Origin of the sequence: Aeromonas sp. FDAARGOS 1407, from assembly GCF_019048725.1 — a bacterium.
Classification (GTDB): Bacteria; Pseudomonadota; Gammaproteobacteria; order Enterobacterales; family Aeromonadaceae; genus Aeromonas; species Aeromonas enteropelogenes.
This window is the reverse complement of record NZ_CP077399.1, coordinates 2892416-2917956: the sequence shown is the minus strand read 5'-3', so window position 1 is coordinate 2917956 and position 25541 is coordinate 2892416. Positions and strand designations below refer to the sequence as shown.

Genomic DNA, 25541 nt, shown 5'->3' with positions numbered 1-25541 from the left:
GAAAAGTTGTCAGGACATTGCAAGCATGATCGAAGTTGGAAGTCGCGAATGGATACGCGCCACCCTGGCGCTCAGCCTGGGTTCTTTTCTGGTCTTTCTCAATCTCTACCAGACCCATCCCCTGTTGCCGCTGATCGCCGAGGTGTTCTCGGTCAACTCTCTCTCGGCCAGCTGGACTCTGGCTGGCTGCACCGCCGGGTTGGCCGCCTCCCTGCTCCTGTGCGCCAGACTGGCCGATCGTCATGGCCGTCGCCAGGTGATGCTGGGCACCCTTACTCTGGCGATCCTGCTCTCCCTGCTCATTCCACTGGTCGAGCAATTTGAAGCCCTGCTGCTGCTGCGGATCCTGCAGGGCGCCCTGTTGGCGGGTCTGCCCGCCACAGCCATCGCCTACATGGGCGAGGAGTTCAGCAAGCGGGCGCTGCTCTCGGCGGTCGGGGTCTATATCGCCGCCAACTCCCTCGGGGGGATCGCGGGTCGGGTGGTCGGTGGCTTGCTGGCTGGCTGGTTTGGCGACTGGCAGCATACCTTCCTCGGCATTGGCGCGATCAGCCTTGCCTTGCTGCCGCTGGTGCTCTGGCTGCTGCCTCATCAAACGCGCTTTGTCGCGGCCTCCCCGGTGCCAGGTCAGTTTGCCCACGCCTTGCAACAACATCTGAGCAATCCGCTGCTGGTGGGCGCCTATCTGATTGGCGGGCTCAACTTCATGGTCTTTCTGAACCAGTTCAGCTATCTCACCTTCTTGCTGGCAGCCCCTCCATTCTCCCTGCCGACCCAGTGGCTTGGCATGCTGTTTCTGACCTACCTCTCCGGCACCGTCGCCTCTTCCTTGAGCGGGCGCTGCGCCAATCGCTGGGGAGCCCAGCGCATGTTGCTGACGGGGATTGCCCTGATGGCGCTGGGGAGTATCTGCCTGCTGCTAGGCACCCTGTCCGGGATCCTTACCGCCCTGCTTGTCTCCAGCTTCGGTTTTTTCCTGGCTCACGCCTGCGCCAGCGCCTGGGTGGGTCAGCACGTCGAGCACAACCGGGCGCTCGCCTCCTCCCTCTATCTTGTGACCTACTATCTGGGGGCCAGCCTCGGGGGGCTCTACCTTCACCCGTTCTGGGAACAAGGCAGGCTCGGAGGCCTGGTGGTGGGGATCGAGCTGGTGCTCTGCCTGACGGCAGGCCTGGGGATCTGGCTGGGGCGCCTGAAACAGCGCCATGAAAAGATGCTCCATCTCCCCTCCTCCCACCATTGATTGGATAAGGGAACTGGGAGCCTTGGGTCCCTTATCGGGAGTGAAAGATCACTGGCGCAGGCAGGGAGAAGGAGGATGCCGGGATCACATCAGTCATTGGTAATGAGAAAGCCCGGAAAAGCAAAAAGCCCGACCATCAGGTCGGGCTTTGCAATTTGGCGGTGAGGGAGGGATTCGAACCCTCGATACGTTGCCGTATACACACTTTCCAGGCGTGCTCCTTCAGCCACTCGGACACCTCACCAAATTTTGGTCTGTTGTTTAACGTGTTCAGCCAACACGCTGTTCGTTGCGCCGTTGCGCTGGAACGGGGCGTAATGTACGGGATACGCAGGCATTTGGTCAATGCAATTTTTTACTTTTTGCGTTCGTTCGCTTGATAGTCGAACAAAATGACCAAAAACATGCCGTTTTGTATCCCTTTTACTCAATTTTCCGCCGCTTCGTGCAAGTGTTCCCCTTTGAGGGCCTCTTCCAGCGAACCGTAGAATTCCAGCTTGCCGGACTGAGGACGCACCTTGGCACGGGCAAGCGTCTTGAGCGGCTGGAACTGCAGCTCGGCGACACGCACCTCGACCCCGGCGGTGGCCATCTGCTTGCCAAAGTGCAGGAAGGCCGACAGCCCGCCCGCATCCAGGATGGAGACTGCCTCCATCTGTAACACCAGCAGACGATGCCCCTTCACCTGGGCTTCCAGCTCACCAAAGACCCGCTCGGCCGCAGCGAAGAAGAGCGGGCCGTTGATCTTGTAGACCAGGCTGTTATCCGGCAGCTCCTTGGCATAGCGCTTATGCTCGGCCAAATCGTGCAAACGGGTCATCTTGGCGATCTCGCGCATAAAGAGCAGGGAAGCCAGGATCACCCCGAAGGTAATGGCAATCACCATGTCGAAGATGACGGTGAGCGACAGACAGACCAGCAGCACCAGCACATCGGATTTGGGGGCACGGCGCACCAGCTCCACCACCTTGTGAGCTTCGCTCATGTTCCAGGCGACGATGAGCAGCAGCGCGGCCATGGCCGACAGCGGTAACCAAGAGAGCCAGGGCGCCAACACCAGAATGGCCGCCAGCACCACCAGGGCATGAACGATGCCGGAAACAGGCGAGGTCGCTCCCGCCCGCACATTGGCGGCGGAGCGGGCGATGGCGGCAGTGGCGGTGATACCGCCAAAGAAGGGCGCCAGTATGTTGCCAAGCCCCTGCCCCACCAGTTCGGCGTTGGAGCTGTGCTTGCGACCTGTCATGCCATCCAGCACCACGGCGCAAAGCAGGGATTCAATGGCCCCCAGCATCGCCATGGAAAACGCAGCCGGCAGCAGGCGCTCGATGGCGGCCAGGTTCCATTCGACAGGGGCACCATCCGGTCCGGGCAGGGCCCATGGCATCACCAGGCTCGGCGCGATGGGCGGGATCCCCATCCCCTGGGTCCCGTCGGCCAGGGTATAGCTGAACTTGCTGCCGATGGTGGCCACATCCACCCCGAACTGATGCAGGCCAAAACCCAGGCCCACCCCCACCAGCACGGCAGGCAGATGGCCCGGCACTGGCAGGCGCAGTCGCGGCCAGAGCAGCAGTACCGCCAGGGTCGCGACCCCGACGAGGGTGTCACCCCACTGCCAGCTGGGCAGGGCATGTACCAGCGCCTCCACCTTGCCGACATAGGTTTCCGGCATCTCGGCCACGTGCAGGCCGAAGAAATCCTTGATCTGCAGGGTCGCAATCACGATGGCGATACCACCGGTAAAGCCCAGAGTCACTGAGGGGGGGATGTATTCGATAAGGCGGCCGAGCCGCGCCATCCCCATGGCCAGCAGGAAGAAGCCGGAGAGCAGGGTCGCCATCAACAGGCCACCCACGCCAAATTGTTGGGCCACCGGATAGAGGATCACCACAAAAGCGGCGGTCGGCCCCGAGATGGAGTAACGGGAGCCACCGGTTACCGCGATCACGATACCGGCGATAATGGCGGTGTAGAGGCCATGTTGTGGCGGCACGCCACTGGCAATCGCCAGCGCCATGGCCAGCGGAATGGCAATAATGCCCACGGTAATGCCGGCGATCAAATCGCGGCCAAAACGGGCAACACTATAGGGTTCATCGATACAGGATTGGCGTAAAGCAACGGCCAGCTTCACGCTATTCAAAGGTGCTTGCTTGTGCATGTATATCGTAATACCAGAAGAGGGAGATAAAGGCCGGATAAATCCGGCGCCCGATCATCATCAAGGGCCGGCAGAACTGTCGACGCGGCGATGGTATCCTGCGTAACCTTACTCCTGCCGCGCCGTTTTTTCGATGGTCAGGATCAATGAATGACACACTCGCCCACCATTTGGCCCATTCGCCACCAAATCCCCGATATTTATCCGGACTCCAGCCCTGTTAACCGCAAAGATTTCCATTTGAGACATCACATCAATTTTGCACGTTCGCAGCCGATAAAGGGAAGTTGCCCTCATCAGCACACCCCCTCTAGTCCCTCTTTGTGACCAGTGAAGCAAGTGCAAGAGACTGATTGTGTTCAAAATAAGCGGCAAAGACCAAGTTTTGGGCAAACAGGTCGAAAATCCGTTTTTAACAAAGATCGCGGGTTGACACCCGCCACCCTGGCCATTAATATCCGCCCCGTCTCAACGAGACAGGCAATTCCTCCTTAGTTCAGTCGGTAGAACAGCGGACTGTTAATCCGTATGTCACTGGTTCAAGTCCAGTAGGAGGAGCCAATTCCCCCGTAGTTCAGTCGGTAGAACGGCGGACTGTTAATCCGTATGTCACAGGTTCAAGTCCTGTCGGGGGAGCCATTTTCAAAACCAAAAAGCCCGGTCAATCGACCGGGCTTTTTGGTTTTATACCTCCCGGTTTTATCCCGTACGCCGCCACATCGCGACAACCCAAGCTCCTGACGCCCCCCCACCTCTCCGGCTTCGGTTCAGCACTTGTTGATATCCCCAACATCTGTCGTTCATCCTTTTTCCGTTCTACACATCATTCAGCCTTTATTCATCACCAATGGAATTGATAACTCTTTTCATTGCCTTTTCTGCGTTATAGACTGCTTCACCCAAACCGACCATCGGTGCCGGAGCATTCATGACAAGCCTTTCCCTCTCAGCACGCCCCTTCTGGCAATGGCTGGCCTATCACCATCAGGCCGCCGAGGGCACCCTCTACCTGATGTTCTTCTCAGGCCTGCTGCTGTGGGAGCCTCTGACTCCGCTCTGGTCGCTGGCGCGCTGGAACCTGTTTCTCCATGTAGTGCTCTCCCTGACCCTGTTTCCGTTGCTGTTCGGGGCGTTCTGGCTCTCCCATCGCAGCTTGCTGAAGAGAAGCCGCAAACCCTTCTTGCGCACCACGGGGCGTATCATTGAGGGCTTACTGCTGGTGTGTCTGGCCAGCGGGCTGCTGCTGGTATTGCACGGCACCCCGGGCGATACCACTGGCAACCTCGCCAGCTGGGCCCACTGGCTGAGCGCTCTAGCATTGACTCCCCTGGTACTGCGCCACGCCTGGCGCTGGACCATTCTCAGATGGCGTTCCTGATCCCATGTTGAAGTTGCTTCTCTCTTCGCTCTTTTCGGCCCTGCTCGCCACCATACTGTTGCCGGGGAACGCCTCGGCCCAGGAGATGGGCGCGGCCATGATTGCCTATGACGAGGGGAAAACCCCTCACCTGCTGGTAACCAACCAGAGTGCAGGCTCGGTCACCCTGCTGGAACGCGAAAGTGGTAAGCGTCTCAAGGAGGCTCGCTTTGGCGGCGATCTGCGCCAGCTGGCCCGTGCAGAGGGCGGCAATCTGCTGGTGACCGACTACAGCGGTGATCGCCTGCTGCTCCTGGACGAGGATCTCGACCTGGACAAGGCAATCCCCACCGGCCATAGACCCTACGGCGTCATCTACGATCCCAAACGCCACTGGTTCTGGGTCACCCTGTTCGAGGCGGGCCGCCTGCAGGCCTATGACACGGATGGCAAGCTGCAGCTGGATATGGCCACTGCAGAGACCCCGCGCGGACTTGCCCTGACCGACGATGATCGCCTGCTGCTCACCCACGCCATGACCGGCCAGCTCGCCATCTACGATCTCGCCAAGCTGGAGGGCGGCGTCAAAAAAGCTGCCCTGCCCACACCGCGCCTGATCACCCTCGCCGAGACCCAGAGCTCCACCCCAAGCGACTCTCAAGGCTTGCCGCGCCTGCTGGACGGCATCGCCCTCTCCCCCGATGGCCGCGAAGCCTGGCTGCCCCACGTGCTGTGGAGTTTCGACCACCCCTTCCAGTTTCAGAGCACCGTTTTCCCAGCGGTCTCCATCATCGATCTCGAGGAAGAGAAAGAAAGGGTCGACGAGCGCAAACAGCTCTTCTTGCAGATCAACTTGCCCAATGTCGGCAACCGCAGTCAAATCGTCTCCAATCCCTTCGCGGCGCGCTTCGCCGCCGACGGCAAGCGGGTCTACCTGACCCTGGCGGGTTCGGAGGATCTGCTGGTGTTCGACCTCTCGCGCAGCGGCAAGTCCAACAACAATCGCCACCGCCGCAAGAAGTTTCAGGGCGGCGCCAAGGCAACCCAGCTGCTGCGCCACCTGCCGGGCCAGAATCCGCGCGATCTTTTGATCGACGGCGACCACATTCTGGTACACAACGTCATGGGGCAGGATCTCACCCGCCTCAACACCGGCGGCAGCGGCCCCTTCGCCCGGGTCACCGTCGATGTGCCCCACTTCGCCAAACTGGTGGCATCCGATCCCCGCCCCAAGCCCCTCAAGCGTGGCGAGCGGCTGTTTAATCTCGGCAACACCGCGGCCAATAGCCGCTTCCCCATGGCGGGGGACAACTGGATGAGCTGCAACTCCTGCCATCTGGACGGGTTCAACTTCACCAACCGCTATCTGATGGCGGCCCATCGCCAGAAAAGCCGCGACAACGCCATCAACGGCCACGCCAACCTCGCCAACATGGTGGCGGGGGACTTTATCGGCGAATACCTGCGCATGACCCAGCAGACCCAGGGGGGCATGGGCCATGACACCCGCGATGGGGCCGAGACAGTCGATCCCGCCAAACCCCAACCCGAGGTAAAGGCGATGATGGAGGATCTGCACGCCTTCGTCACCGCCGATGGCAACCTCCCCTATCTCGCCAACTGGCTGCGACTCGATGCCCCACGCACGGATCCCGCCAAGGCGCCGACCACTCACCCGAAAGAGTGGCTCAACTCCGCCTCCTGCCAGAACTGCCACCAAAAGGCGTTCAAGGATTGGAGCGAGAGCAATCACCGACTGATGGGCAACTCCCACCCCTACTACAAGGTGGTACAGGCGCTGGCGCGCGAAACAGAGGGCGAAGCCTTCGGCCAGTGGTGCCAGGGCTGCCACATGCCCCAGCAGGTGCTGACTGGCCAGACGGAACTGCCCAAGGGTTCGAATATGTTCGAGCAGGGGGGCGCCTCGCTGATTGCCGCCCACCAGAAAGGCGAGCCAGTGGTGGAAGAAGGCACCGGCTGCGTACTCTGCCATCGCATCACCAAGGTAGAAGACGCCGGCGGCAACAGCGCCTTCACCGTGAATTTGAAAGACCGCGAGAGCTATGTGTTCGAGGATGCCCCGGGCGGCAGCCTCCAGCACTGGCTGGCTGAGCGGCAGATCAATGCCCGCCCGGCGGCCCATAAGGCCTCCTACCAGAAGGATTTCTACCAAGACGCGGCCCTGTGCAAATCCTGCCATAACGAGTTCGCCCCGGGCACCGGCGCCAATATCGTCAACACCTGGGACGAGTGGCAGAACTCCAGCTTCGCCAAAGCAGAGGATCCCGCCAAGCGGCGCACCTGTATCGACTGCCATATGAACCCGGAGCCGGGCAACGGCGGCGCGCCGGTGGCCGGCCAGTCCACCGAAAACGGCACTCTGAAAGAACGCCTCTATCGCCACAACTTCACCGGTGCCCAGCACCAACTGGTGGGGCTGCGCAATCCCGCACTCGAGCAGGAGAGCCTGGCGCTTTTGCGCTCCAGCGCCACCCTCTCTGCCCGTATCGAACAGGTGGCCGATTGCCGCCAACTGGTGGTACGGGTCGCCAATACCGGTGCGGGCCATGCCCTGCCCACCGGCGTGGCTGATTTTCGCGAGCTCTGGCTGGAACTGACCGTCACCGATGCTAGAGGCCTAATCGTGCTGCAAAGTGGCCAGCCGGTGGATGGCGCCGTCCCCGACGATGCGCGGCTATTCAGAAAAGTATTTGGCGATGCCGAAGGCAAGCCGGTGGGGCTCAAGTTCTGGCGCTACGCCAAGCTCCTCGAAGACACCCGCATCCCGGCCGATGGCTGGCGCGATGAAGCCTGGCCACTGCCGGCAGATGCCAAAGCCCCCTTCAAGGCCGATATCAGACTCAATTTCCGCACCTACCCCAAGTGGGTCAATGATGCGGTGCGCGCCGCCGAGCCGAGCTTGCCGGAGCCACCCATAGTGCTGCTCACTCGGCTACAACTCAATCGGCTGCAACTCACCTTGCAGCCCACCCCCAACATGTCCGTTACGGAGCCTCAAACCTGATGTTTGCAAGTTTTCTCATTACCCTGCGCGAGGGGCTGGAAGCCTTTCTGCTGGTGGGCATCTGCCTCTCCTACCTCGCCAAGCTGGGGGCGAGCCGCTACAACAAGTTCATCTATCTGGGGGTCGGGCTTGGGCTCGTCACCTCGCTGGTGGTGGCCTTTCTGTTCCAGGTGGTGGTGAGCCAGTTCGAGAGCGAGCGCTACAACCACCTCTTGATGGCGGGGATCCTGATTTTTGCCACCCTGGTGCTGAGCTACATGGCCATCTGGATGCAAAAGCAGGCCAAGTCCCAGGTGGGGGCCATGACGGCGCGCATCGACGCGGCGCTCGATAGTGGCAACCTGTTTGGCCTGGCCCTGCTCGCCTTCCTCGCCGTGATGCGTGAAGGGTTTGAAACCGTGCTCTTCTTCTCCGCCCTGCTCTACTCGGGTCAGGGAGTCGATCTGCAATCCGGCCTTGTCGGCGCGCTGGCAGGCCTGCTGGTATCGGTGGCGCTAGTGTGGGGGCTGCTGCGCTCCACCCGCAAGGTGGCCCTGGCCCCTTTCTTTCGCTGGACCGGCCTGCTTATCATCATCATCGCCGCCGGATTGCTCTCCTCTGCCGTCAACATGCTACAGGCGGCGGGGGTCATTACCCTCTGGACCGAGCCGGTGTTCAACATCAGCCACATTCTCGACGATCAGGGGATCTTCGGTACCTTTCTGCGCGCCCTGTTTGGCTACAATGCCTCGCCGGCCGGCCTACAGCTGCTGACCTGGGCCGTTTATCTGGTGGTCTTCGTTACTCTCTGGCAACGCAGCTACCGCCCCCAGCCACAGCCAGCGGGATCCGGCGCCAAGCCCTGATATGCTGAGGGCCCGATATGGCAAGGCGGCTCACCGGGGTGAGCCGCTTGTTCACCCGCCCCTTTTCTCTTTTGCCAGCCGTTTTGGAACACCGTCATGAGCGACAACAACAAACAACACATTGCGGTACTGGGCGCCGGCCCCGCCGGTCTGATGGCCGCCTGGCGCCTCTGCCAGGCCGGTTTTGCGGTCACCCTGTTCGAGCAGGAGAGCGTGGTGGGCGGCATGTGCGCCACCCAGACCTTCAAGGGGCGCGATGGCGAGTATCGCTTCGACTACGGCGGCCACCGCTTCATCACCAAGAACCCCGAGCTGCTCGCCTTTATCGACGAGCTGATGGGGGACGATCTGCTCCACGCGATGCGCAAGAGCGTGATCCGCTTCGGCGGGCGCACCTATGACTACCCCTTGAACCTGCCGAACCTGCTCAAGACGGCGCCGCTGTCCCTGATGGCCGGGGCGATGAAGGATCTGCTGCTGTTGCCCTTTGCCAAGAAACCCACCGATTTTGCCAGGGCAAGCTTTGCCGAGTGGATCCAGAGCCACTTTGGCCGCACCCTCTATCGCCAGTTTTTCGAGGGCTATACCGCCAAGCTGTGGGGCATCAACCCGGACAAGCTCTCCGCCGACTGGGCCGGCCAGCGCATCAGCCTCATCGACCTTAAAGATGTGGCGCGCCGCCTGCTGCCAAGGCGTAACGGCAGCATTTCTGTGCGCACTTACGCCCGCAAGTACCGCTACCCCAAATATGGCTTCGGCCAGATCTTCACCACCCTGGGCGAGCGACTGGTGGCAGAGGGGGTCGAGCTCAAGACCGGCGCCACCATCACCCGCCTCGAGCAGGTCGATGGCCGCATTGAGCGGGTCTACTGGCGTCAGAATGGCGTTGAGCAAAGCGAACACTTTGATCAGGTGATCTCCACCCTGCCGCTGCCGCTCACCTGCCAGCATCTGGGCTTGCCGTGCGATCTGCACTACCGTTCGCTGCGCTTCGTCAATATGCCGCTCAAACAGGAGAACCTGTCGGACAACACCTGGCAGTACCTCTCCGACCCCCATATCCTGGCCACCCGTTTGCAGGAGCCGCGCCGGCGCAGCCCCTTTATGGCACCCCAGGGCCAGACCTCGGTGATGCTGGAGATCCCCTGCAATCCGGGGGATGCCACCTGGCAGGCACCGCTGGCCGATCTGCGCGGCCGGGTCACCGCTGATCTGGCCAGCCTCGGCGTCGATACCCAGAAGCTTGGCGATGAGACCTTCGAGGCGCGCAGCGAGTACGCCTATCCCCTGATGGATCTGGGTTATCAGACCCGCCGCAATGCCGCCATCCAGGCGCTGATGCCGATAACCAACCTCATCATGACCGGCCGTCAGGGGACGTTTCGCTACATCTTCACCGACACCGCCATGGAGATGGGGCTGATGGCCGCCGACATGGTCATCGACGGGGTGGACAGACGCCACGCCATCTTCAATCATCGCAACGAAAATACCGTGATTGAGACCCAGAGCGTGGCGTGATGACAATTGCAGCTATTTGACAAGGCGAACAGACGCCGCACCGCCTTCAATCATCACAACGAAAATACCGTGATCGAGACCCAGTGCGTTGCGTAACGTCCGCGCTATAAGCAAACCAAGGAGAACAGGATGACCATACGCCACGGTTTTATTGCCCTCGCCCTGCTGGCAGGCCCCGTGTTGACTGGCATGGGACAGGCTCAGGCTTACTCCTATGCAGCGGCCGGCAAGGAGCCGCTGATCGATGCCCGTGAGGCACTGCTGGGCGCCGCCACCGACGGCAAGGATGCCAGCGCCACCTTGAGCGAGATCGCCGAGGAGCTGACCTATCTGGAAGAACACCACAAGGTTGAACTGCAAGCTCCGCTCGCGGCCGCCATCAAGGGCAAAGACGCGGCAGCCACCGCCGCCCTGCTCAATCGCGCCTACAAGGCAGAGATCGAGCGTCGCCTCGATGGAGCAAAGCAAAACCTTGGTGACTACCAGACCGCCAAGGTGCTGGTGGTCAAGAGCAAGCGCTTTCTGGATGTGATCCTCCCTTCCCTCAGTGAAGGGGATCGCCAGGCCGCGGATCAGGCGCTGGCCAAGGTGCTCGACGCCATCGGCAACCCTGGGGTGTTCGGGGTGGGCGCCAAGCCCGCCGATGCCAAGGCCTTCGCCGAGGCGGAAAAAGCGCTGATGGCCGTGCTGGCGCCGCTCTGATGACCTCCAGCCAATCATTGCTCCATCTCGCTGTGACAAACGGTGGGTTTCGCTTCGCTCTATCCACCCTACGCACGGCCTGCCGATAGATGCACCCGAACGCCGGTTTGCCCCCTTCTTCTCTTGTGGGAGAAGGGAGGGGTCACCACGGCCGATTACGCTTTGCTAATCGACCCTACCTGCTGATCCTGCTGCAATTGGCCTGGCTTGGCTGGCTGCTGGCTTTCCCAGTGGCGCTCGATTCAGACGATGCCCTGAACTTTGCCCACGGGGTGACGCGCTTTAGCGTGCTGGAGTTCGCGCCCCACTTTCCGGGTTATCCCGCCTTTATCTGGCTGGCCCGCCTTGTCAATCTGGTGGTGGATAGTCCCGCCGCCGCGGTGCAGTATGCCTGCCTGCTGGGCACCGGCCTGCTGGCGCCGCTCGCAGCCTTGCTTGCAGTCAGACTGTGGCAGCGTCCAAGCCTCCTGGCCCCCGTCTGGCTGCTGGTGCTGGCCCTGCCGCTCACCCCGACGCTCGCCCTCTCCGGCCTCTCTGACGGGCCGGCACTCGCCGCCTGGCTTGGCGCCCTGCTGGCGCTGTCACCCACTCAATCCGCATCCGGACATCAGGCTCGCCACCCGGCGCTGGCCGGTCTGCTGCTGGGCCTGATGCTGGCCCAGCGCCCCTCCTATTTCGTGCTGGCCCTGCTGCCGATCGCTCTGGGGTTGCAATACAGAGGCGAGCGGCTCAGGTTTGTGCTCCCTATCGCCCTGGTAGGACTCGTCAGTCTGTTGTTTGTCTGGCAGGCCGATGGCTGGGCCTATTTCAGCGAAGGGCGGCGCTTTACCGACGGCCACTTTACCTTGTGGGGCAACACGGCAGCGGCCCACGGCGATCGGCTGCTAAGCTGGGCGAATACCTTCAACAAGCAGCTCACCCCGCTTTGGCCTTTGGCTGTCGGGGGATTGCTGGCGCAGCCGCTGTGGCAACGATGCAAGGGCCACGCAGCCGCCCTCTCCCCCTGCTGGTCCCTCTACTGGCTTGCCCTGCTGCTGTGGACCCTGTTTGGCCAGAACCCGGACAATCCCCGCCATCTGGCCCCCATCACCCTGCTCGGCCTGGTGCTGCTGGCAGGCATGCTGCCACGCCGGGGCGAGCTGCCGGCCATGCTGGGGGCCCTAGTGCTGCTGCTCTGCACCCTCACCCCGCCGGCGGCACCAGCCATGACCCGGGCTACCAGACTGGCCGAACAAACGTGCCCGGCGCTTGTGACCCAGTGGGGGGTGAGGCTGCTGCGCGAGACCACGCGGCTTCCGATCACCGATGGCTGGTATGGGGGGGATGCGCGTCTGGTCCTGACGCAGGGCGCCTGTCGTCTCAGTCGGCGCCCTATCGACGCGAGCAGCCTGCCCGCGCCCTACCGGCAGTGGTGGTTTGCTCCGCGCTTTCGCGCCGAGCCCGGCCTCTGGCTTGCCATTCCCGACAGGCAAGCGGATGCTGGGCCCTGACGGCAGGATCAGGATGCAGAGGGAGTCGGCAACTCGACCAGACTCTCCTTGCGACCATAACCAGCGAGTCTCGACATGGTTGGATTGCGGACGCGCTACAGCATTCCTCTGGTATTGCTGATAGCCACAGCGATGATGTTGTTGCCCTTCTGGCTGCGCGGCGGCAGTCAGGGGCATGATCTTTTTCACCATCTGCTCTCCAGCCACTTTTTTGCGGTGCAACTGTGGCAGGGGGAACTCTATCCCCGCTGGCTGATGGCCATGAATGGTTCCTTCGGCAGCCCGGTTTTTTTCTTCTATCCACCGCTCCCCTACTATGTCAACGCCCTCTTCGCCGGCCCCACGCCCCTCGCTCACGAGGCCATGACGCCCCTGCTCTGGAGCAACAGTCTGGCGCTCTGGCTCTCGGGTCTGTTTGCCTATCTCTGGCTGCGTACCTTTGCCTCTCCCCGCCGGGCCATGGGGGCCAGCCTGCTCTATATGGCGCTCCCCTATCATCTGGCTATCGACATCTATGCCCGCTTCGCCCTGGCAGAAAGCTGGGCCTTCGTCTGGGCACCACTGGCGCTGCTGGGGCAGGACAGGCTCAGCAAGCAGGCCCCCTTCGGCCTGCTCCTGCTCGCGTTTGCCGTGGCCATGCTGGCCCTCTCCAACCTGCCGAGCCTGCTGCTCATCCTGGCATTGCTGACGGTTCGCAGCCTGGTGCTGGCCTGGCGCAACCAGACAAGCGACGCCATCTGGCCCACCCTGCTGGCACAGGGATGGGGGTTGGCCATGGCGAGCCTGCTGCTGTTGCCCGCCCTGCTGGATCAGGGAGGGATCTCCATGGAGCAGATGCGCACCGGCATCTTCGAATTCCAGCGCAATTTTCTCGATCGCCTGCCCCAGAGCCTGGATGACTGGCGTTTTCGTGGTCACCTCACCTGGCTGACCATACTGACCCTCGCCCTGCTGCTGGTGGCCTGGGCCGCCACCCGCGAGCCCCATCATCCCGAACTGCGGCGCTGGGGGGTGATCGGTACCCTCTGTTTTCTCATGACCCTCTCCGTGAGCGAGCCGCTCTGGCAGCTCCTCACGCCGCTGCAACTGGTGCAATTTCCCTGGCGCTTCAACCTGATCCTGGTCACCGCCACCGTGGCCGTGGTGGCCCTGGCGCCTCCCGTCCATCGGTTATGGCAGTGGCTCTGGTGGGGGCTGCTCGCCCTTATCATGGCCTCGCAGGCGCTCTATGTGCGTGAATCCCCCCTCACCCAGAGCCCTGACAAGGCAGCGATCGATACACTCTTTGACAGCAAGCGCAGTGCCCGGGAATACCGGCCAAGGCAGGTGCCCCGCGGCAACTTCTCGCCCACCCTGCTGGCCTGGAAGGATGAGTTCCAGCCCGAAATAACCACACAGAGGTCAGGCATCCAGTGGCAGATCCAGAGCTGGCGACCCCGCAACATTGTGCTGACCGTGAACGCCAAGACCCCGGCCACTCTGGTGATGCACCAGTATTACTATCCGGGCTGGCAGGCCTGGCGCGACGATGGCACCGAGTTGCCTGTCAGCAATACCCAGAACGGACTGCTGCAGGTTCAGGTGCCCGCCGGCGACTACCGGCTCACCGTGACCCTGAGTGCCCGCTGGCCTGAGCGCCTCGGCTACGGCCTGTCGCTGGTGACCTGGCTTGCCTGGTGGCTGGCCCTGGCGGGCGCCTTCATCAAGACCCGTTACCAATCGCCCAACACGGCCCGTCACCATGACAAACCGCCGGGCACGCCGGCGCAGGAACGCCATGCCCGGCGTGGTTAAAGCTGATAGACTCGTTATTTCCTCTTATTCGCAACCAAGGTCGACAACCGGACACCCTATGCCCCACGCCCCTGCTCCCCAAGCCGCCGCCCTCTCTCCCCGTTTTCTCTTTATCCTGCTCGGTGCCCTGGCGGGCCTGACGCCGCTCGCGGTGGACATGTACCTGCCCGCCATTCCAGCCATCGCCCGGGATCTGGCCACCAGCATCGACGGTGCCCAGCTCACCATCAGCGCCTTTCTCGGCGGCTTTGCCATCGGCCAGCTGTTCTATGGGCCGCTTGCCGACAATTTTGGCCGCAAACCGGTGATCCTGGCGGGATTGATGATGTTCGCCATCGCCTCGGTGGGCTGCGCCATGGCGGATTCGCTGCCCGAGCTACTGGCCTGGCGGATGCTGCAGGCAGCCGGCGGTGCAGCCGGCTCTGTGGTGGTCAACGCCCTGCTGCGGGATCTTTTCGAGAAGGATGCGTTTTCCCGCGCCATGTCCTTCGTCATCCTGGTGATGACGCTCGCTCCCCTGGTGGCCCCCGTGGTGGGCGGCTACATCAGCGCCCACAGCGACTGGCGGGTGATCTTCTGGCTGCTGGTGGTCATCAGCCTGCTTATCTGCGTGGTGATGCAGTGGAAAATTCAGGAGACCCTCAAGCCCGAGCACAAGCAGCCCCTGAAGATAGGCCAGGTGCTGCGCAACTACTGGGGGGTGCTCACCCATCGTGGCGCCATGGGTTATGTGCTGTGCGGGGCGCTCTCGAGCTCCGGCATGTTCGCCTTCTTAAGCGGCTCCCCTTACGTCTATATCGAGTATTTCAAGGTACCGACCGAGCACTACGGCTGGCTGTTTGGCCTCAATATCCTGCTGATGATGGTGGTCACCTTCGTCAACAGCCGGCTGGTGAAGGGGGTGGGCGCCGAGCGCATGCTGCAATATGGCCTGCTGGTGCTGCCCTGCGCCGGGGTCCTGCTCATCTACAACGCCTGGAGCCAGACCGGGGGTCTGTGGGGCATCGTTATTCCTGTGGTGCTCTTTGTCGGCCACATCAGCCTGGTGGGGGCCAACGCCATGACCGGCCTGATGGGCCACTTCCCGCAATCTGCAGGCACCGCCTCGGCGCTGGCAGGCACCCTGCGTTTTGGCATCGGCGCCCTGGTGGGCATACTGGTGAACCTCAACCCGCCAGCATCACCGCTGCCCATGGCTATCGCCATCGCCAGCTGTGGGGCGGGATCGGCCCTGAGCTACTGGTTGCTGGCAGGCAAGCGCAGCGCCTCCTGACGCTTTTGTCGCCATCACGCATGAGACATATGAAAAAGCCCTGCTTGTATCAGCAGGGCTTTGTGTATCACGGGGCATAGTTCCCTCTTTCACCGTCGCGCCTTCTCTAAGGTGTGGCCTCCAGCCCGCTGCGAGCCAGGATCTCGCTCTCCAGGCCATCCAGGCTCAGCTGATTCTTCTTGCGCCAGTAGGCCTCGATCCCTTCCCTGCCCTGACGCTCGGACCAGTTGGCAAGATCCGCCCTGTCCCCCTGGTACTCATACAGAGGCACCGACATACCGCAGGAGGCCTGCACCCGCTCGATGTCCAGCAAGAAGATCTGGCGGGCCGCGATACTTGCGGGAAAACGCGCCAGCGCGGCCTCCCACCCCGTGTCGCCACGGTGCAGTACCCGCGCCTGACCGTAGGCCCGCAGGATCAGCGGCGCCCCCTCGAAGGCGCAGAACATCATTGTCATGCGCGGATTGTGCAGCACATGGGCCGCCGACTCGTTGCCGCTGCCGGTCAGATTGAGCCAGGCCAGGGTATGAGCATCGATGACCCTCAACGAATCGCCCCCCTTGGGGGAGAGGTTGACCGTCCCCTGATCCGCCGCCGTGGCGACGAAGTAGATCTTCTGTGCCTCGATAAAGGCCACATGTTGCGGCGAGAGCGCCTCGAACAGTTGTCCCATTTTTCCTTCCCTGGAGAGTTATCGCCTTCAGAACTGGGCGCTATTGAGCCACAGATGCGCCCCTATGCTCACCAGATAGCCAAGCAAGATAGCGGGCAGCCACTTGAGGTGGCCAAAGAAGGTATACATGCCGTGGGCCTGCCCCATCAGCGCCACCCCGGCCGCCGACCCGATGGAGAGCAGACTGCCCCCCACCCCGGCCGTCAAGGTTACCAGCAGCCACTGACCGAGCGCCATGTCCGGGTTCATCGAGAGCACCGCAAACATCACCGGGATGTTGTCGACAATGGCGGAGAGCAGGCCGATGGCGATGTTGGCCTGGGTGGCATTGCCCCCTTCATAGAGCCAGGCGGAGACCAGCTCCAGATAACCCATAAAGCCCAGCCCGCCGACGCACATCACCACCCCGTAGAAGAACAGCAGGGTATCCCACTCCGCCTTCGCCACCTTGTTGAACACATCAAAGGGCACTACTGAACCAAGTTGTCTGAGACGTGCCTGATCGCCGTTGCGCTCGTAGATGGCGCGCTTGCGGGCAAGTGATGTGGGCAGGGTCTTGCGCAGGTAGAAACCGAAAAACTGCAGATAGCCGAGCCCCATCATCATGCCGAGCACAGGGGGAAGATGAAGGAAGTTATGGCAGGCGACCGCCGTCAGTATGGTCAGGATAAAGAGCGCGACTATGCCAAAGGCCCCGCGTTTGAGATCCACCACCTCGTTGACCGCCTTGGGGGCATGCTTGGGCACCATGAAGCTCATCAGCAGGGCCGGCACCAGAAAGTTGAGCACAGAGGGGATAAAGAGCGCGAAGAACTGGCCGAAATTGACCTTGCCCGCCTGCCACACCATCAGGGTGGTGATGTCGCCAAAGGGACTGAAGGCGCCGCCGGCGTTGGCCGCCACCACGATATTGATGCAGGCGAGGTTGACGAAACGCCGATCGCCGTTGGCCACCTTCAGCACCACGGCGCACATCAAAAGCGCCGTGGTGAGGTTGTCCGCCACCGGCGAGATGAAAAACGCCAGCACGCCGGTCAGCCAGAACAGGGTGCGCAACTGAAAGCCGGAGCGAATGAGCCAGGCCCGCAGCGCATCGAACAGCATCCTGTCCTCCATGGCATTGATGTAAGTCATCGCCACCAGCAGGAACAGCATCAGCTCGGCGTATTCGAGCAGGTTGTGGCGAAATGCCTGCTCCGCAGCCGAACTCATGCCCCCCTGGGCATAGACGATGCCGATCAGGATCCAGATCACCCCGGCGGCCACCAGCACGGGTTTGGACTTGCGCAGTTGCAGATACTCCTCTGCCATCACCAGGGCATAGGCCAGGGTGAACAGGGCGACACAAAACAGGCCGACCGTGGAGAAGGTCATTGGAATGGGGCCACTGCTGGCCTCGGCGGGAAACACACAGAACAAAAACAGAGGGACAAAGCGGGATAACGTAGACATGGAGCCTCTTCCTTTGGGAACCGTCTGGCTTTCATGCTAGCACCTGGATGAAAAAATAATTTCATCCAGGTCAATCAATTATCAATTGATCGGCAACGAGAACTCACCGTTATTTCTTGCCAAACCCCGACTGCTTGAGGGTGTAGCCGGCACTGTTCTGCCAGGCATCGAGGCCGCTGCGGTTGTTGCCCGCCACCAGGCTGGCGGCCAGGCTCGGGCTGTTGAACAGCTGATCGGCCACAAACACGAAGCCCCCTTCACTGCGGGGAGAGAGGATCCCCTTGCCAAGCAGCTCCTGGCGCAGTTCGATCACCGCCTCGCGCAGGGAGGCCGCATCCTCGCCGTTGGCGGTGGAGCCCGCCAGCACCATGAAGCCGGGGTTCTGTCGCTTGCCCACCGGATAACCGTGAGCTTCGGCCCCCTTGCCGTTGAAGTGGTAGAGCTCGCGCTCCCCCGGCTTGTTGTCGGAGAGCGCCTTTTGCAGGGTCATCAGCTCGTTGTAGATATCGATGGGGACCACGGCAGCCTGCTTGTTGCCCTTGCTGTCGACGATAAAACTGACTTGCTTGTGTAACATCCTTGCGCATCCTGTGACCCATGGAAGCCTCTATTCTAACCACCTCTTGCGAGCAGGATCCAGCCAGGATCCGCTTCGCTTTTGCAGCCGTGATCACTAACTGGCATAGTAGCGGGCATACTGAAAGCCATTGACCATCAACCGGTTATCCCATGCTGACCCTGCGCAACCTCTGCAAGAGCTTCGATAACGGCAGCGAACGGCTGCCGCTGTTCCAGCGCCTGGATCTTTCCCTGCCCCCCGGCGAAATCACCCTGCTGCTGGGGCAAAGCGGCTGCGGCAAATCGACCCTGCTGAGCCTCATCGCCGGCCTGCTTCCCCCCGATGAGGGGGAGATCTGGCTGGGGGAGACCCGTCTCGACACATTGCCGGCGGACGAGCGGGCCCGATTGCGCGGCCGCCATTTCGGCATCGTCTATCAGGACTTCAACCTGCTGCCGACCCTGACGGTGGAGGAGAACCTCTGCCTGCCGCTCGCCATCAACCAGCTCCCGCGCCAGCAGTCAGAGGTTGACGCCCTGCTGACACGGCTCGATCTCGCCCACAAGCGCCACGCCTGGCCGGAGCAGCTTTCCGGCGGCCAGCGCCAGCGGGTGGCGCTGGCCCGCGCCCTCATTCACAAGCCCCGGTGGCTGCTCGCGGACGAACCCACCGGGAGCCTCGATGAACACAATGCCGAGCAGGTGATGGCCCTGATGATGGCGGCAGTGCGCGATACGGGAGCGGGCCTCTTGCTGGTGAGCCACAACCCCGCCTATGGCGCCCTGGCGGATCGGGTGCTGCGCCTTGAAGGGGGCCAGCTGGTCGAGCTAAAGCGTGTACCCAGTACCGGAGCTCCCCATGGGTGACGTCCGCCCCGTGAGCGAGGGCTTACCATGCTGCCCCTAAAGGCGCTGCTGCGCCTCTATCGCGCCCACCCCTGGCTGCTGTTGATGAGCCTGACCGGGCTGGTGTTGGGGGTCTCCCTGGTGGTGGCCATCGAGCTTCTTAACCACAGCGCCCGCACCAACTTCGTCGCCGCCCGCAGCCAGCTGGCAGGGGAAGCGAACTACCGGCTGGCGCCGGACGGCGGGCTGGATGAGGGGCTTTACGTCAAGCTGGTGCGCAGCCAGCCCGACCTTGACGCCATGCCAGAGCTGCACGCCTGGCTCAAGGATGAACAGGGGCGCAGTTTTCAGCTGCTGGGGATGGATCTGTTCAACCCCGGCCCCCTGCGCCGCCTCTTTGGCGCAGAGCCAAACAGCAAGCCCGATTTTTCGTTAAGTCGCGCCGACAGCGTCTGGCTGGCGGCTCCCGAAGCCAGGCGGCTGGGCTGGCAGCCGGGTCAGTCGCGGACGTTTCTCCTAAGCGAGGCCTCGCCTGATGGCAAACGGGGTGAGCGAGCGCTGACCCTCACCCTGGCGGGCACCTTCGAGCCCGGCGCCGTGCCCATGGAACGGCTGCTGGTGACCGACATCGGCCTCGCCCAGCCCCTGCTGGGCAAGGCCGGCCGGCTCGATCGTATCGTCTTCAAGTTGAGCGACGCGCAGGTCACTGCCTTGCAACGCGCCCTGCAAGCCTATGCCCCCCATCAGCCCCTCTGGCTTGAGCCCATCAGCCCGGCGCTCGATGCCAGCCAGCTCGGCGATGCGCTGGCCCTCAACCTCACGGCGCTCTCCCTACTCGCCATGGCGGTAGGGCTCTTTCTGGTGTTCAACGCCCAGCGCTTCGTGCAGAGCGTGCGCCGCCCCCAGCTGGCCCAGCTCATTATCCTCGGGATGCCGCCGCGCCGGGTACTTGGCTGGCTCATTCTGGAGCTCTTGCTCCTCGCCACCCTCGGCACCCTGCTCGGGCTGCTGCTGGGAAGCCTCTTGGCCCTCGCCCTGATGGGGCAGCTCACTCAGGCGCTGGCCGATCTCTACGGCCCCAACCCCATCGATCTGCTGCGCCTCTCCCCCGCAAGCCTTGGCAAGGCGCTGGTGATTGGCCTTCTGGGGACGCTCGCCGCCAACCTGCCCGGCTGGTGGCAACTGCTGCGCCAATCCCCCCTTGAGCTGCGAGAAGGCAACAGCCGCCCGCCAGCTCATCCCTGGCGCAGGCGCCTGCTCGCCATCGCCATCCTGCTGCTGTGCGCGCTTTGTCTGTGGCGGCCAGAAACCGGTCTCACCGGCGCCCTCTTTATCGCCGGCGGCTGGCTGCTCGCCATGGCGCTCTGGCTGCCCGATCTCCTTCGCGCCGTGCTGGGATGGCTGCGCTCGCGCCCCGGCGGTTCCCTCACCGCCCGGTTGGCGGTAGCCGAGACCCGCTACCATCTGGATCGCACCGCCATTGCGGTGATGGCGCTGCAACTGGCCATCGCGGCGGCCATCGGTATCGGAGTCATGGTGTCGAGCTTTCGCTCAAGCGTGGAGATCTGGCTCGGCCAGCGCCTGGCCGCCGATCTCTACGTCACCGCCCCCAAGGGGGTGGCCGGCAGCAAGGGAACCCTGAGCGAGCCGACCCTCAACACCATCCTCGCCGCGCCGGACGTGCGCGCTGCCTCGCGCAGATCTGTACACCCCGCCCGCTGGCAAGGACACCCCATCGAGTGGGCGCAGATGGACTTTATCCCCGAGCTCAAAGCCGCCTATCCGCTGCTGGCCGGGCGCTGGCCCGCCACCCCGGACGAGGTGCTGGCCAGCGAACCGCTGACGGTGCGCCTCGGGGTCAAGGTGGGCCAGAGCCTCGATGTGACCGGCGAGCAGGGGCCAAGGCGGCTTACCGTCACCGGCGTCTATCAGGATTACGGCAGCGACAAGGGGCAGATACTGCACGCCTTCGAGGGCGGGGCCGTGCAATCCCTGGCCCTCTTTAGCAACCAACTGGAGCGCCTCGCCGATCGCCTGCGGGCGCAGTTTGGCGAGGGGGTGAACCTGTTGCCCGCCCCCGCCATCCACGCTGCCGCCCTCAAGGTGTTCGACCAGACCTTCGTGGTGACCGAGCTATTGAAATTGCTGATCCTGGGGATCGCCTTCGTCGGCATCGGCTCGGCCTTTATGGTGCTAGGGTTGGCCCGACGCGGCGAACTGCAGACCCTGCAGAGCTTGGGCGTAGGCCCCCGCCACTGCCGCCGACTGCTGGTGTGGCAGGGGGCGGGCCTCGGGCTGCTCACAGCGCTGCTGGCCCTGCCGGTGGGCTATGGCCTCACCTGGGTGCTCATCGAGGTGGTCAACCCCCGCGCCTTCGGCTGGCGGCTGGCCTTTGAGGCCGCCCCGCTGCACGCCGTCACGGCGCTCCTGCTCGCCCCCGTCTGTGGCGCGCTCGCCTCCTGGTACGCCGCAAGGAGAGTGGTATGAAAAAAATCAACGCGTGGCCGCTGGCACTGGGGGTGCTCTGGGCGCTGTATGGCGGGGCTGTCGGTGCCAGCGATCTGGGGACCATCCTCGGCGGTGGCAGCGATCACTTCAAAAAGGCTCTGCCGGGTCAGTCCATCCAGCTGCCCACTGATCACGGCGCCCATCCCGACTACCGCTCCGAGTGGTGGTATCTCACCGGCAACCTGAAAGACGAGCAGGGGCGCGGCTACGGCATGCAGTGGACCCTGTTTCGCCAAGGTATCGAGCAGGGGATCAAGTCGGAGAACCCCTGGCTCACTCCCCAGCTCTGGCTGGCCCAGTTCGCCATCACGGATTTGAGCAAAGGCAGCCACCAGCAGGACGAGCGCACCAGCCGCCAGGGGCCAGGGCTGGCCGGTGCCAGCGGCGGTCAGTATTGGCTGAAAGACTGGGTGCTTGCCTCCCAGGGGGAAGCGCTCTTTCCCGCCACCCTCAAGGTGCAAAGCAAGGCGGGGGATCTTGATGTGAAGGTGAGCACCGCCAAGCCGGCGGTGCTGCAGGGCAAACAGGGTTACAGCGAGAAGAGCCCGGGCAATGCCTCCTTCTACTACTCCTACCCACGCCTCACTTTAAGCGGCACTTTAACCCTGGATGGGGAAACCCGCACCGTGACCGGCCAAGGCTGGTTTGATCACGAGTGGAGCAGCTCGGTATTGGCCGAGTGGCAATCGGGCTGGGACTGGTTTTCGCTGCAGTTTGACGATGGCCGCGAGCTGATGCTGTTTCGCCTGCGCACCAAATCGGGCCGCGCCAATCCCGAGAACCGCTACGGCATCCTGATTGAGCGCGATGGCAGCAGCCGGGTACTTAGCCCAGACCACATCCGCCTTACCCCGGGCAAGACCTGGCGCGGCCCCAAGGGGCAAGACTACCCCATCGAGTGGCAGCTGGCAGCCGCCGATATGAGGCTCACCATCCAGGCGCGCCAGCCCGATCAGGCCATGACGGGGCGCTTCGACTACTGGGAGGGAGCGGTTTCTGTCTCGGGGGACGCCAAGGGTGTCGGCTATCTGGAGATGACCGGCTACTGAGCCTTGCCCCTGACCGCCATCGCGGCTGAGCAGGTTCGCCTCATAGATGTCGGCATCGGTGCGCGCTTGGCTATGCTGTTGACCGCCTTCTCGCTGTCGCAGGCGGACAGGGCGGCGGCCAGCATGGCTTTGTGGGGCATGTTCATGACTCTTGCTCCTTGAAATTGCTTTGATATGTGAGGTGCATTCAATCGCCGCCGAATTTACTGGAGGAAGGGTTAGCCGGTCGACGCAAGATCTGTAACCAGCTGTTACAAGGCATTGATTGATAAAAGAATGATTAAGTCCAAGAACCGTATGAATATGGGCCACTACTAACCTATTCATGCCCCCAATCACCCCCTGAACGGCTGCTTTGACTACTGGTAAGGGTTGGTATCCCTTTTGATAGACACCAGCGGCGTCGGCAGGGCGGGAGCACACTTTGTTGATATTTTAACCAAAGAATAACTGAGCCCGATAGTCGTCATTCCAGCCGGCTCTTTTTAGCTTGTTTCTCTGACTTCGAGCACCACAATTGCTCTGTTTTACGATATTCAATACGAACCGCCGGAATAGCGCCATATTCTCGACCGCATCCTCCATCGCTATCCTGGAAGCATCCTCGTTGAACACCACATCAAGAATGTAATGCTGGCTGTTCTCTATCCGCCAGTGCTGCCGTATATAGTGCCCTAGCAGCTTGTGCTTGGGGGATAACGAGCTGACATAGTAAGAGGTATCTACCGTTCCTTTTCCGTTGGCGCTGCGGTGACGCTCAACGGCAATGATGCTGCGGATTGTCGGCCATTTCTCCGTCAACTCTGGCGGTAATTTGGCTTTTAATTGAAACACATAACGCTCTTCCTGGCGGCCATGTCCACTCTCTTTGTGCTCGACGACAATCTTCTCTTTCTGGGCGTCAAACAGTGACTGGAATTGCGATTGAACCGCTTGATACAGCTTCGGTTGATTATTCTTGACCTGTACCACTACATGAGCCTTCTTCTCGCTGATTTTCTCCAGTGTCTCACGCTGACAATGCAACGCATCGAGTGTGACAACGGCTCCTTTTAGCTCAAGAATGTCCAGCATATCTTTGACGGTTTCGATTTCCCCCTTCTTGTTAGGGGTTGCTTTCTGGCTTAACACCAGCCCATTTTCGGTATCGTAAGCCGTGACCAACTGAAGCGCATCCTTGGCATTTCCCCGAAAGGAGCCGCGTAACACCTTGCCATCAAAGGCAATGATGGGTTTGCCCTGATGAGTGCGCTGTTCATTGACCCAGCACAGCAACGCTTCAAGCAAGGTATCGATGACAATGCAGCGCAGAATGCGGGCAACCGTGTGACGCCGCGGGATGCCGTTGGCAAAGGGGCGATGCTGACGCAGCCAATCGATCTTTGAATCGCCATAGGTTTCGATGTCATTCCAGCCCTCGGCACCACTCATGATGGCACTGATGACAAGGAACATGACATCAACCAGGTTATGTTTACGATTGATCTCAGAGCGAGTTTCTTCGACAAGGGTAAGGTGTTCAATCAACGTCATAGCGCGTGCCTCCTGCATGGAGACGCGATTAGATCACAGACGATCTGCCTGTTCAAATTTCATTAACAAAGTGCGATCCCGCCCTGGCGGCGTCGGCGATCTCGAGATGACGAGAGATTAAGGACTAGATGTATGAAAATCTGATCACCTTCAAAGAATCATTCAAATCCCATTCGTTTGGTGATTATTCGCTCAACAGACTAACAAGTGCTTGATATCATCCCCAAGCGGACCCTTTGGTGACTTGTCACATATGAACCAGAATATTAGCAAAAAAAATTATAAATTTGTGAAAGCCCCATTACGCTTCACTAATTGAACATATCAAAGCCACTGGGAATAGTCAGCCATTAAAATTTGTAAATATTAAAGAGAATGACGTATGAGCCATGCAGATAAATTAGAACTTCATTACTATTTTACCGATGATAGCCATAATATAGATGCGGTCATACGTAATCGTTGTGAGGCAGAAATATTAGCCATTCTGATTGAAGCTGCGGATATATTAAGCATCGATATATCAGTCAACAGTGAGGCTTATGCAGAAGGCGGATTCAGAGAGTTTTGGCGACTACTTGGGGCTCACGGGAACCAAATAACAATATTGCTGGTTATTATTTCAATAATATTGTCTCGCGTACCTGTTAGTGATCCAGAAATCGAAGCTTTAGAAAAAGAGATTAAGCAACTTACGATAGAAGAGAAAAAGTTAAACATTCAAAAACTGAAACTTGAGTTACAAGAAAAACCTGTAGAGAAAATTGATAAAGCAGTTATTGGAATGGCCGCAAGTTATGTAGACAAAAGCCTGAAATTTGTTAAGCGTCGTTCAAACCTATACGCTCACTTAAATAGATATCATAAAGTAAAAAAGGTAGGCTTTAACATCCTCGGCAAGGACTTTGAACCTATTGATAATGAAAGCATAATTGACAGGATTGATTTCAAAAAATTTATTTTATCCTCAAACAAGCTTAATTCCGAAGTTGATGAGTCAGCAGTGATAGAAATTGTATCGCCAGTATTAAAAGAAGGTCGCTATAGATGGAAGGGAATATATGAAGAAAAAACTATTACTTTTGATATGTTAGATGCTCAATTTAAAGAAGATGTTCTTTTAGAAAAGGTTGCATTCAAGCATGGCTCTGCTATTACTTGTGTGCTTCGTATAGGTAGAGAACTTGATGAAGTTGGTGATGTTAAAGTTACTGGGTATGCCGTATCCACAGTATTGGAAATCTCTGATGGCGTAGATGTCAGTAAAACTTCTCAAGGAAATAGGTATCTACACACGAAAAATCTCCGAGATTCACAAGGAGATCTATTCGCTTGATCCTACAGTAAGTTACATTGGCATGAAATATCGAATACCCTCCCCCACCCCAAATTTATATCAAGAGGGGGGGGACCTTTTTATCCTAAAAGTCCAAAAATAAATGCTGCCCCACCGTGTGTATGCAATTACGCTACTCGAATATAAATTAGACCATATGTCCAAACAACAT

19 protein-coding genes and 3 tRNA genes are annotated in these 25541 nt (G+C 60.6%); 15 read left to right on the top strand and 7 right to left on the bottom strand.

Features of this window, described 5'->3' with window-relative positions:
• The first annotated feature begins 25 nt into the window (after positions 1 to 25).
• Positions 26 to 1243, top strand: coding sequence for an MFS transporter (locus I6L37_RS13860; RefSeq protein WP_216992151.1), 1218 nt, complete (start codon positions 26 to 28; stop codon positions 1241 to 1243).
• A 156-nt stretch (positions 1244 to 1399) separates the two neighbouring features.
• Here I6L37_RS13860 and I6L37_RS13855 read toward each other — a convergent pair.
• Positions 1400 to 1487 (bottom strand) — tRNA-Ser (locus I6L37_RS13855).
• A gap of 183 nt (positions 1488 to 1670) precedes the next feature.
• Positions 1671 to 3407, bottom strand: a complete 1737-nt coding sequence (dauA, locus tag I6L37_RS13850) for a C4-dicarboxylic acid transporter DauA (protein WP_216992150.1) — start codon at positions 3405 to 3407, stop codon at positions 1671 to 1673.
• 485 nt (positions 3408 to 3892) lie between these two features.
• On the opposite strand from dauA, the gene I6L37_RS13845 reads away from it, so the two are divergent.
• From I6L37_RS13845 to I6L37_RS13800, 10 genes are all read left to right on the top strand, one after another.
• Positions 3893 to 3968 (top strand) — tRNA-Asn (locus I6L37_RS13845).
• 2 nt (positions 3969 to 3970) lie between these two features.
• A tRNA-Asn gene (locus I6L37_RS13840) sits at positions 3971 to 4046 on the top strand.
• 289 nt (positions 4047 to 4335) lie between these two features.
• Positions 4336 to 4785: a hypothetical protein gene (locus I6L37_RS13835; protein ID WP_026457379.1), complete on the top strand. Its 450-nt coding sequence runs from the start codon at positions 4336 to 4338 to the stop codon at positions 4783 to 4785.
• Between the two features lie 4 nt (positions 4786 to 4789).
• Complete coding sequence (locus I6L37_RS13830) at positions 4790 to 7789, top strand: YncE family protein (RefSeq protein WP_216992149.1); 3000 nt, start codon at positions 4790 to 4792, stop codon at positions 7787 to 7789.
• Positions 7789 to 8634, top strand: coding sequence for an FTR1 family protein (locus I6L37_RS13825; RefSeq protein ID WP_042026019.1), 846 nt, complete (start codon positions 7789 to 7791; stop codon positions 8632 to 8634). The genes I6L37_RS13830 and I6L37_RS13825 overlap by 1 nt, the downstream gene beginning before the upstream one ends.
• A 96-nt stretch (positions 8635 to 8730) precedes the next feature.
• Positions 8731 to 10155: an FAD-dependent oxidoreductase gene (locus I6L37_RS13820; RefSeq protein ID WP_216992148.1), complete on the top strand. Its 1425-nt coding sequence runs from the start codon at positions 8731 to 8733 to the stop codon at positions 10153 to 10155.
• Positions 10156 to 10284: 129 nt separating this feature from the next.
• Entirely contained in the window at positions 10285 to 10857 is a 573-nt protein-coding gene (locus I6L37_RS13815; RefSeq protein ID WP_216992147.1) for a hypothetical protein, read from the top strand.
• 179 nt (positions 10858 to 11036) lie between these two features.
• Positions 11037 to 12347: a hypothetical protein gene (locus tag I6L37_RS13810; RefSeq protein ID WP_216994172.1), complete on the top strand. Its 1311-nt coding sequence runs from the start codon at positions 11037 to 11039 to the stop codon at positions 12345 to 12347.
• 75 nt (positions 12348 to 12422) lie between these two features.
• Positions 12423 to 14141, top strand: coding sequence for a hypothetical protein (locus I6L37_RS13805; protein WP_254203490.1), 1719 nt, complete (start codon positions 12423 to 12425; stop codon positions 14139 to 14141).
• Between the two features lie 58 nt (positions 14142 to 14199).
• Entirely contained in the window at positions 14200 to 15414 is a 1215-nt protein-coding gene (locus I6L37_RS13800) for a Bcr/CflA family multidrug efflux MFS transporter (RefSeq protein ID WP_216992146.1), read from the top strand.
• Positions 15415 to 15520: 106 nt separating this feature from the next.
• Here I6L37_RS13800 and I6L37_RS13795 read toward each other — a convergent pair whose 3' ends face one another.
• The 3 genes from I6L37_RS13795 to I6L37_RS13785 form a co-directional block, all read right to left on the bottom strand.
• Positions 15521 to 16087, bottom strand: coding sequence for a pyridoxamine 5'-phosphate oxidase family protein (locus I6L37_RS13795; RefSeq protein ID WP_216992145.1), 567 nt, complete (start codon positions 16085 to 16087; stop codon positions 15521 to 15523).
• Between the two features lie 27 nt (positions 16088 to 16114).
• On the bottom strand, positions 16115 to 17539 hold the full coding sequence (gene nhaD / locus I6L37_RS13790) for a sodium:proton antiporter NhaD (RefSeq protein ID WP_026457062.1): 1425 nt from the start codon (positions 17537 to 17539) through the stop codon (positions 16115 to 16117).
• 109 nt (positions 17540 to 17648) lie between these two features.
• Entirely contained in the window at positions 17649 to 18116 is a 468-nt protein-coding gene (locus I6L37_RS13785; protein WP_026457061.1) for a DUF4357 domain-containing protein, read from the bottom strand.
• Positions 18117 to 18268: 152 nt separating this feature from the next.
• Here I6L37_RS13785 and I6L37_RS13780 point away from each other — a divergent pair, with 152 nt between their 5' ends.
• From I6L37_RS13780 to I6L37_RS13770, 3 genes are read left to right on the top strand one after another with little or no spacing between them, the layout of a single operon-like run.
• A complete protein-coding gene (locus I6L37_RS13780) occupies positions 18269 to 18964 on the top strand; it encodes an ABC transporter ATP-binding protein (protein ID WP_216992144.1) in 696 nt (231 codons plus the stop codon).
• A gap of 27 nt (positions 18965 to 18991) precedes the next feature.
• Positions 18992 to 21430 (top strand): FtsX-like permease family protein, encoded by a 2439-nt coding sequence (locus I6L37_RS13775; RefSeq protein WP_216992143.1) that lies wholly within the window; start codon positions 18992 to 18994, stop codon positions 21428 to 21430.
• Positions 21427 to 22500 carry a lipocalin-like domain-containing protein gene (locus tag I6L37_RS13770; protein ID WP_216992142.1) on the top strand — a complete coding sequence of 358 codons (1074 nt, stop codon included), beginning with the start codon at positions 21427 to 21429 and terminating at the stop codon, positions 22498 to 22500. Before I6L37_RS13775 ends, I6L37_RS13770 begins: the two co-directional genes overlap by 4 nt.
• On the opposite strand, the gene I6L37_RS13765 is transcribed toward I6L37_RS13770, so the two are convergent.
• Together I6L37_RS13765 and I6L37_RS13760 are read right to left on the bottom strand one after the other, a co-directional pair.
• A complete protein-coding gene (locus I6L37_RS13765; RefSeq protein WP_216994229.1) occupies positions 22494 to 22646 on the bottom strand; it encodes a hypothetical protein in 153 nt (50 codons plus the stop codon). The two genes, I6L37_RS13770 and I6L37_RS13765, sit on opposite strands and share 7 nt — an antisense overlap.
• A 289-nt stretch (positions 22647 to 22935) precedes the next feature.
• Positions 22936 to 24033 carry an ISAs1-like element ISAs1 family transposase gene (locus I6L37_RS13760; RefSeq protein WP_010676219.1) on the bottom strand — a complete coding sequence of 366 codons (1098 nt, stop codon included), beginning with the start codon at positions 24031 to 24033 and terminating at the stop codon, positions 22936 to 22938.
• Between the two features lie 382 nt (positions 24034 to 24415).
• On the opposite strand from I6L37_RS13760, the gene I6L37_RS13755 reads away from it, so the two are divergent.
• The gene (locus tag I6L37_RS13755) at positions 24416 to 25369 is read left to right on the top strand and encodes a hypothetical protein (RefSeq protein ID WP_216992141.1); all 954 of its coding nucleotides are present in this window, start codon (positions 24416 to 24418) and stop codon (positions 25367 to 25369) included.
• Positions 25370 to 25541: the final 172 nt, after the last annotated feature.

Excerpts from the sequence above, each read along its gene's own strand:
- I6L37_RS13770 (WP_216992142.1), top strand. The coding sequence starts at position 21,427 with ATGAAAAAAATCAACGCGTGGCCGCTGGCACTGGGGGTGCTCTGGGCG.
- I6L37_RS13785 (WP_026457061.1), bottom strand. The coding sequence starts at position 18,116 with ATGTTACACAAGCAAGTCAGTTTTATCGTCGACAGCAAGGGCAACAAG.
- I6L37_RS13765 (WP_216994229.1), bottom strand. The coding sequence starts at position 22,646 with ATGAACATGCCCCACAAAGCCATGCTGGCCGCCGCCCTGTCCGCCTGC.
- nhaD (WP_026457062.1), bottom strand. The coding sequence starts at position 17,539 with ATGTCTACGTTATCCCGCTTTGTCCCTCTGTTTTTGTTCTGTGTGTTT.
- I6L37_RS13760 (WP_010676219.1), bottom strand. The coding sequence starts at position 24,033 with ATGACGTTGATTGAACACCTTACCCTTGTCGAAGAAACTCGCTCTGAG.
- I6L37_RS13820 (WP_216992148.1), top strand. The coding sequence starts at position 8,731 with ATGAGCGACAACAACAAACAACACATTGCGGTACTGGGCGCCGGCCCC.
- I6L37_RS13775 (WP_216992143.1), top strand. The coding sequence starts at position 18,992 with ATGCTGCCCCTAAAGGCGCTGCTGCGCCTCTATCGCGCCCACCCCTGG.
- I6L37_RS13825 (WP_042026019.1), top strand. The coding sequence starts at position 7,789 with ATGTTTGCAAGTTTTCTCATTACCCTGCGCGAGGGGCTGGAAGCCTTT.
- I6L37_RS13815 (WP_216992147.1), top strand. The coding sequence starts at position 10,285 with ATGACCATACGCCACGGTTTTATTGCCCTCGCCCTGCTGGCAGGCCCC.
- I6L37_RS13780 (WP_216992144.1), top strand. The coding sequence starts at position 18,269 with ATGCTGACCCTGCGCAACCTCTGCAAGAGCTTCGATAACGGCAGCGAA.
- dauA (WP_216992150.1), bottom strand. The coding sequence starts at position 3,407 with ATGCACAAGCAAGCACCTTTGAATAGCGTGAAGCTGGCCGTTGCTTTA.
- I6L37_RS13800 (WP_216992146.1), top strand. The coding sequence starts at position 14,200 with ATGCCCCACGCCCCTGCTCCCCAAGCCGCCGCCCTCTCTCCCCGTTTT.
- I6L37_RS13795 (WP_216992145.1), bottom strand. The coding sequence starts at position 16,087 with ATGGGACAACTGTTCGAGGCGCTCTCGCCGCAACATGTGGCCTTTATC.
- I6L37_RS13860 (WP_216992151.1), top strand. The coding sequence starts at position 26 with ATGATCGAAGTTGGAAGTCGCGAATGGATACGCGCCACCCTGGCGCTC.
- I6L37_RS13805 (WP_254203490.1), top strand. The coding sequence starts at position 12,423 with ATGGTTGGATTGCGGACGCGCTACAGCATTCCTCTGGTATTGCTGATA.
- I6L37_RS13835 (WP_026457379.1), top strand. The coding sequence starts at position 4,336 with ATGACAAGCCTTTCCCTCTCAGCACGCCCCTTCTGGCAATGGCTGGCC.
- I6L37_RS13755 (WP_216992141.1), top strand. The coding sequence starts at position 24,416 with ATGAGCCATGCAGATAAATTAGAACTTCATTACTATTTTACCGATGAT.
- I6L37_RS13830 (WP_216992149.1), top strand. The coding sequence starts at position 4,790 with ATGTTGAAGTTGCTTCTCTCTTCGCTCTTTTCGGCCCTGCTCGCCACC.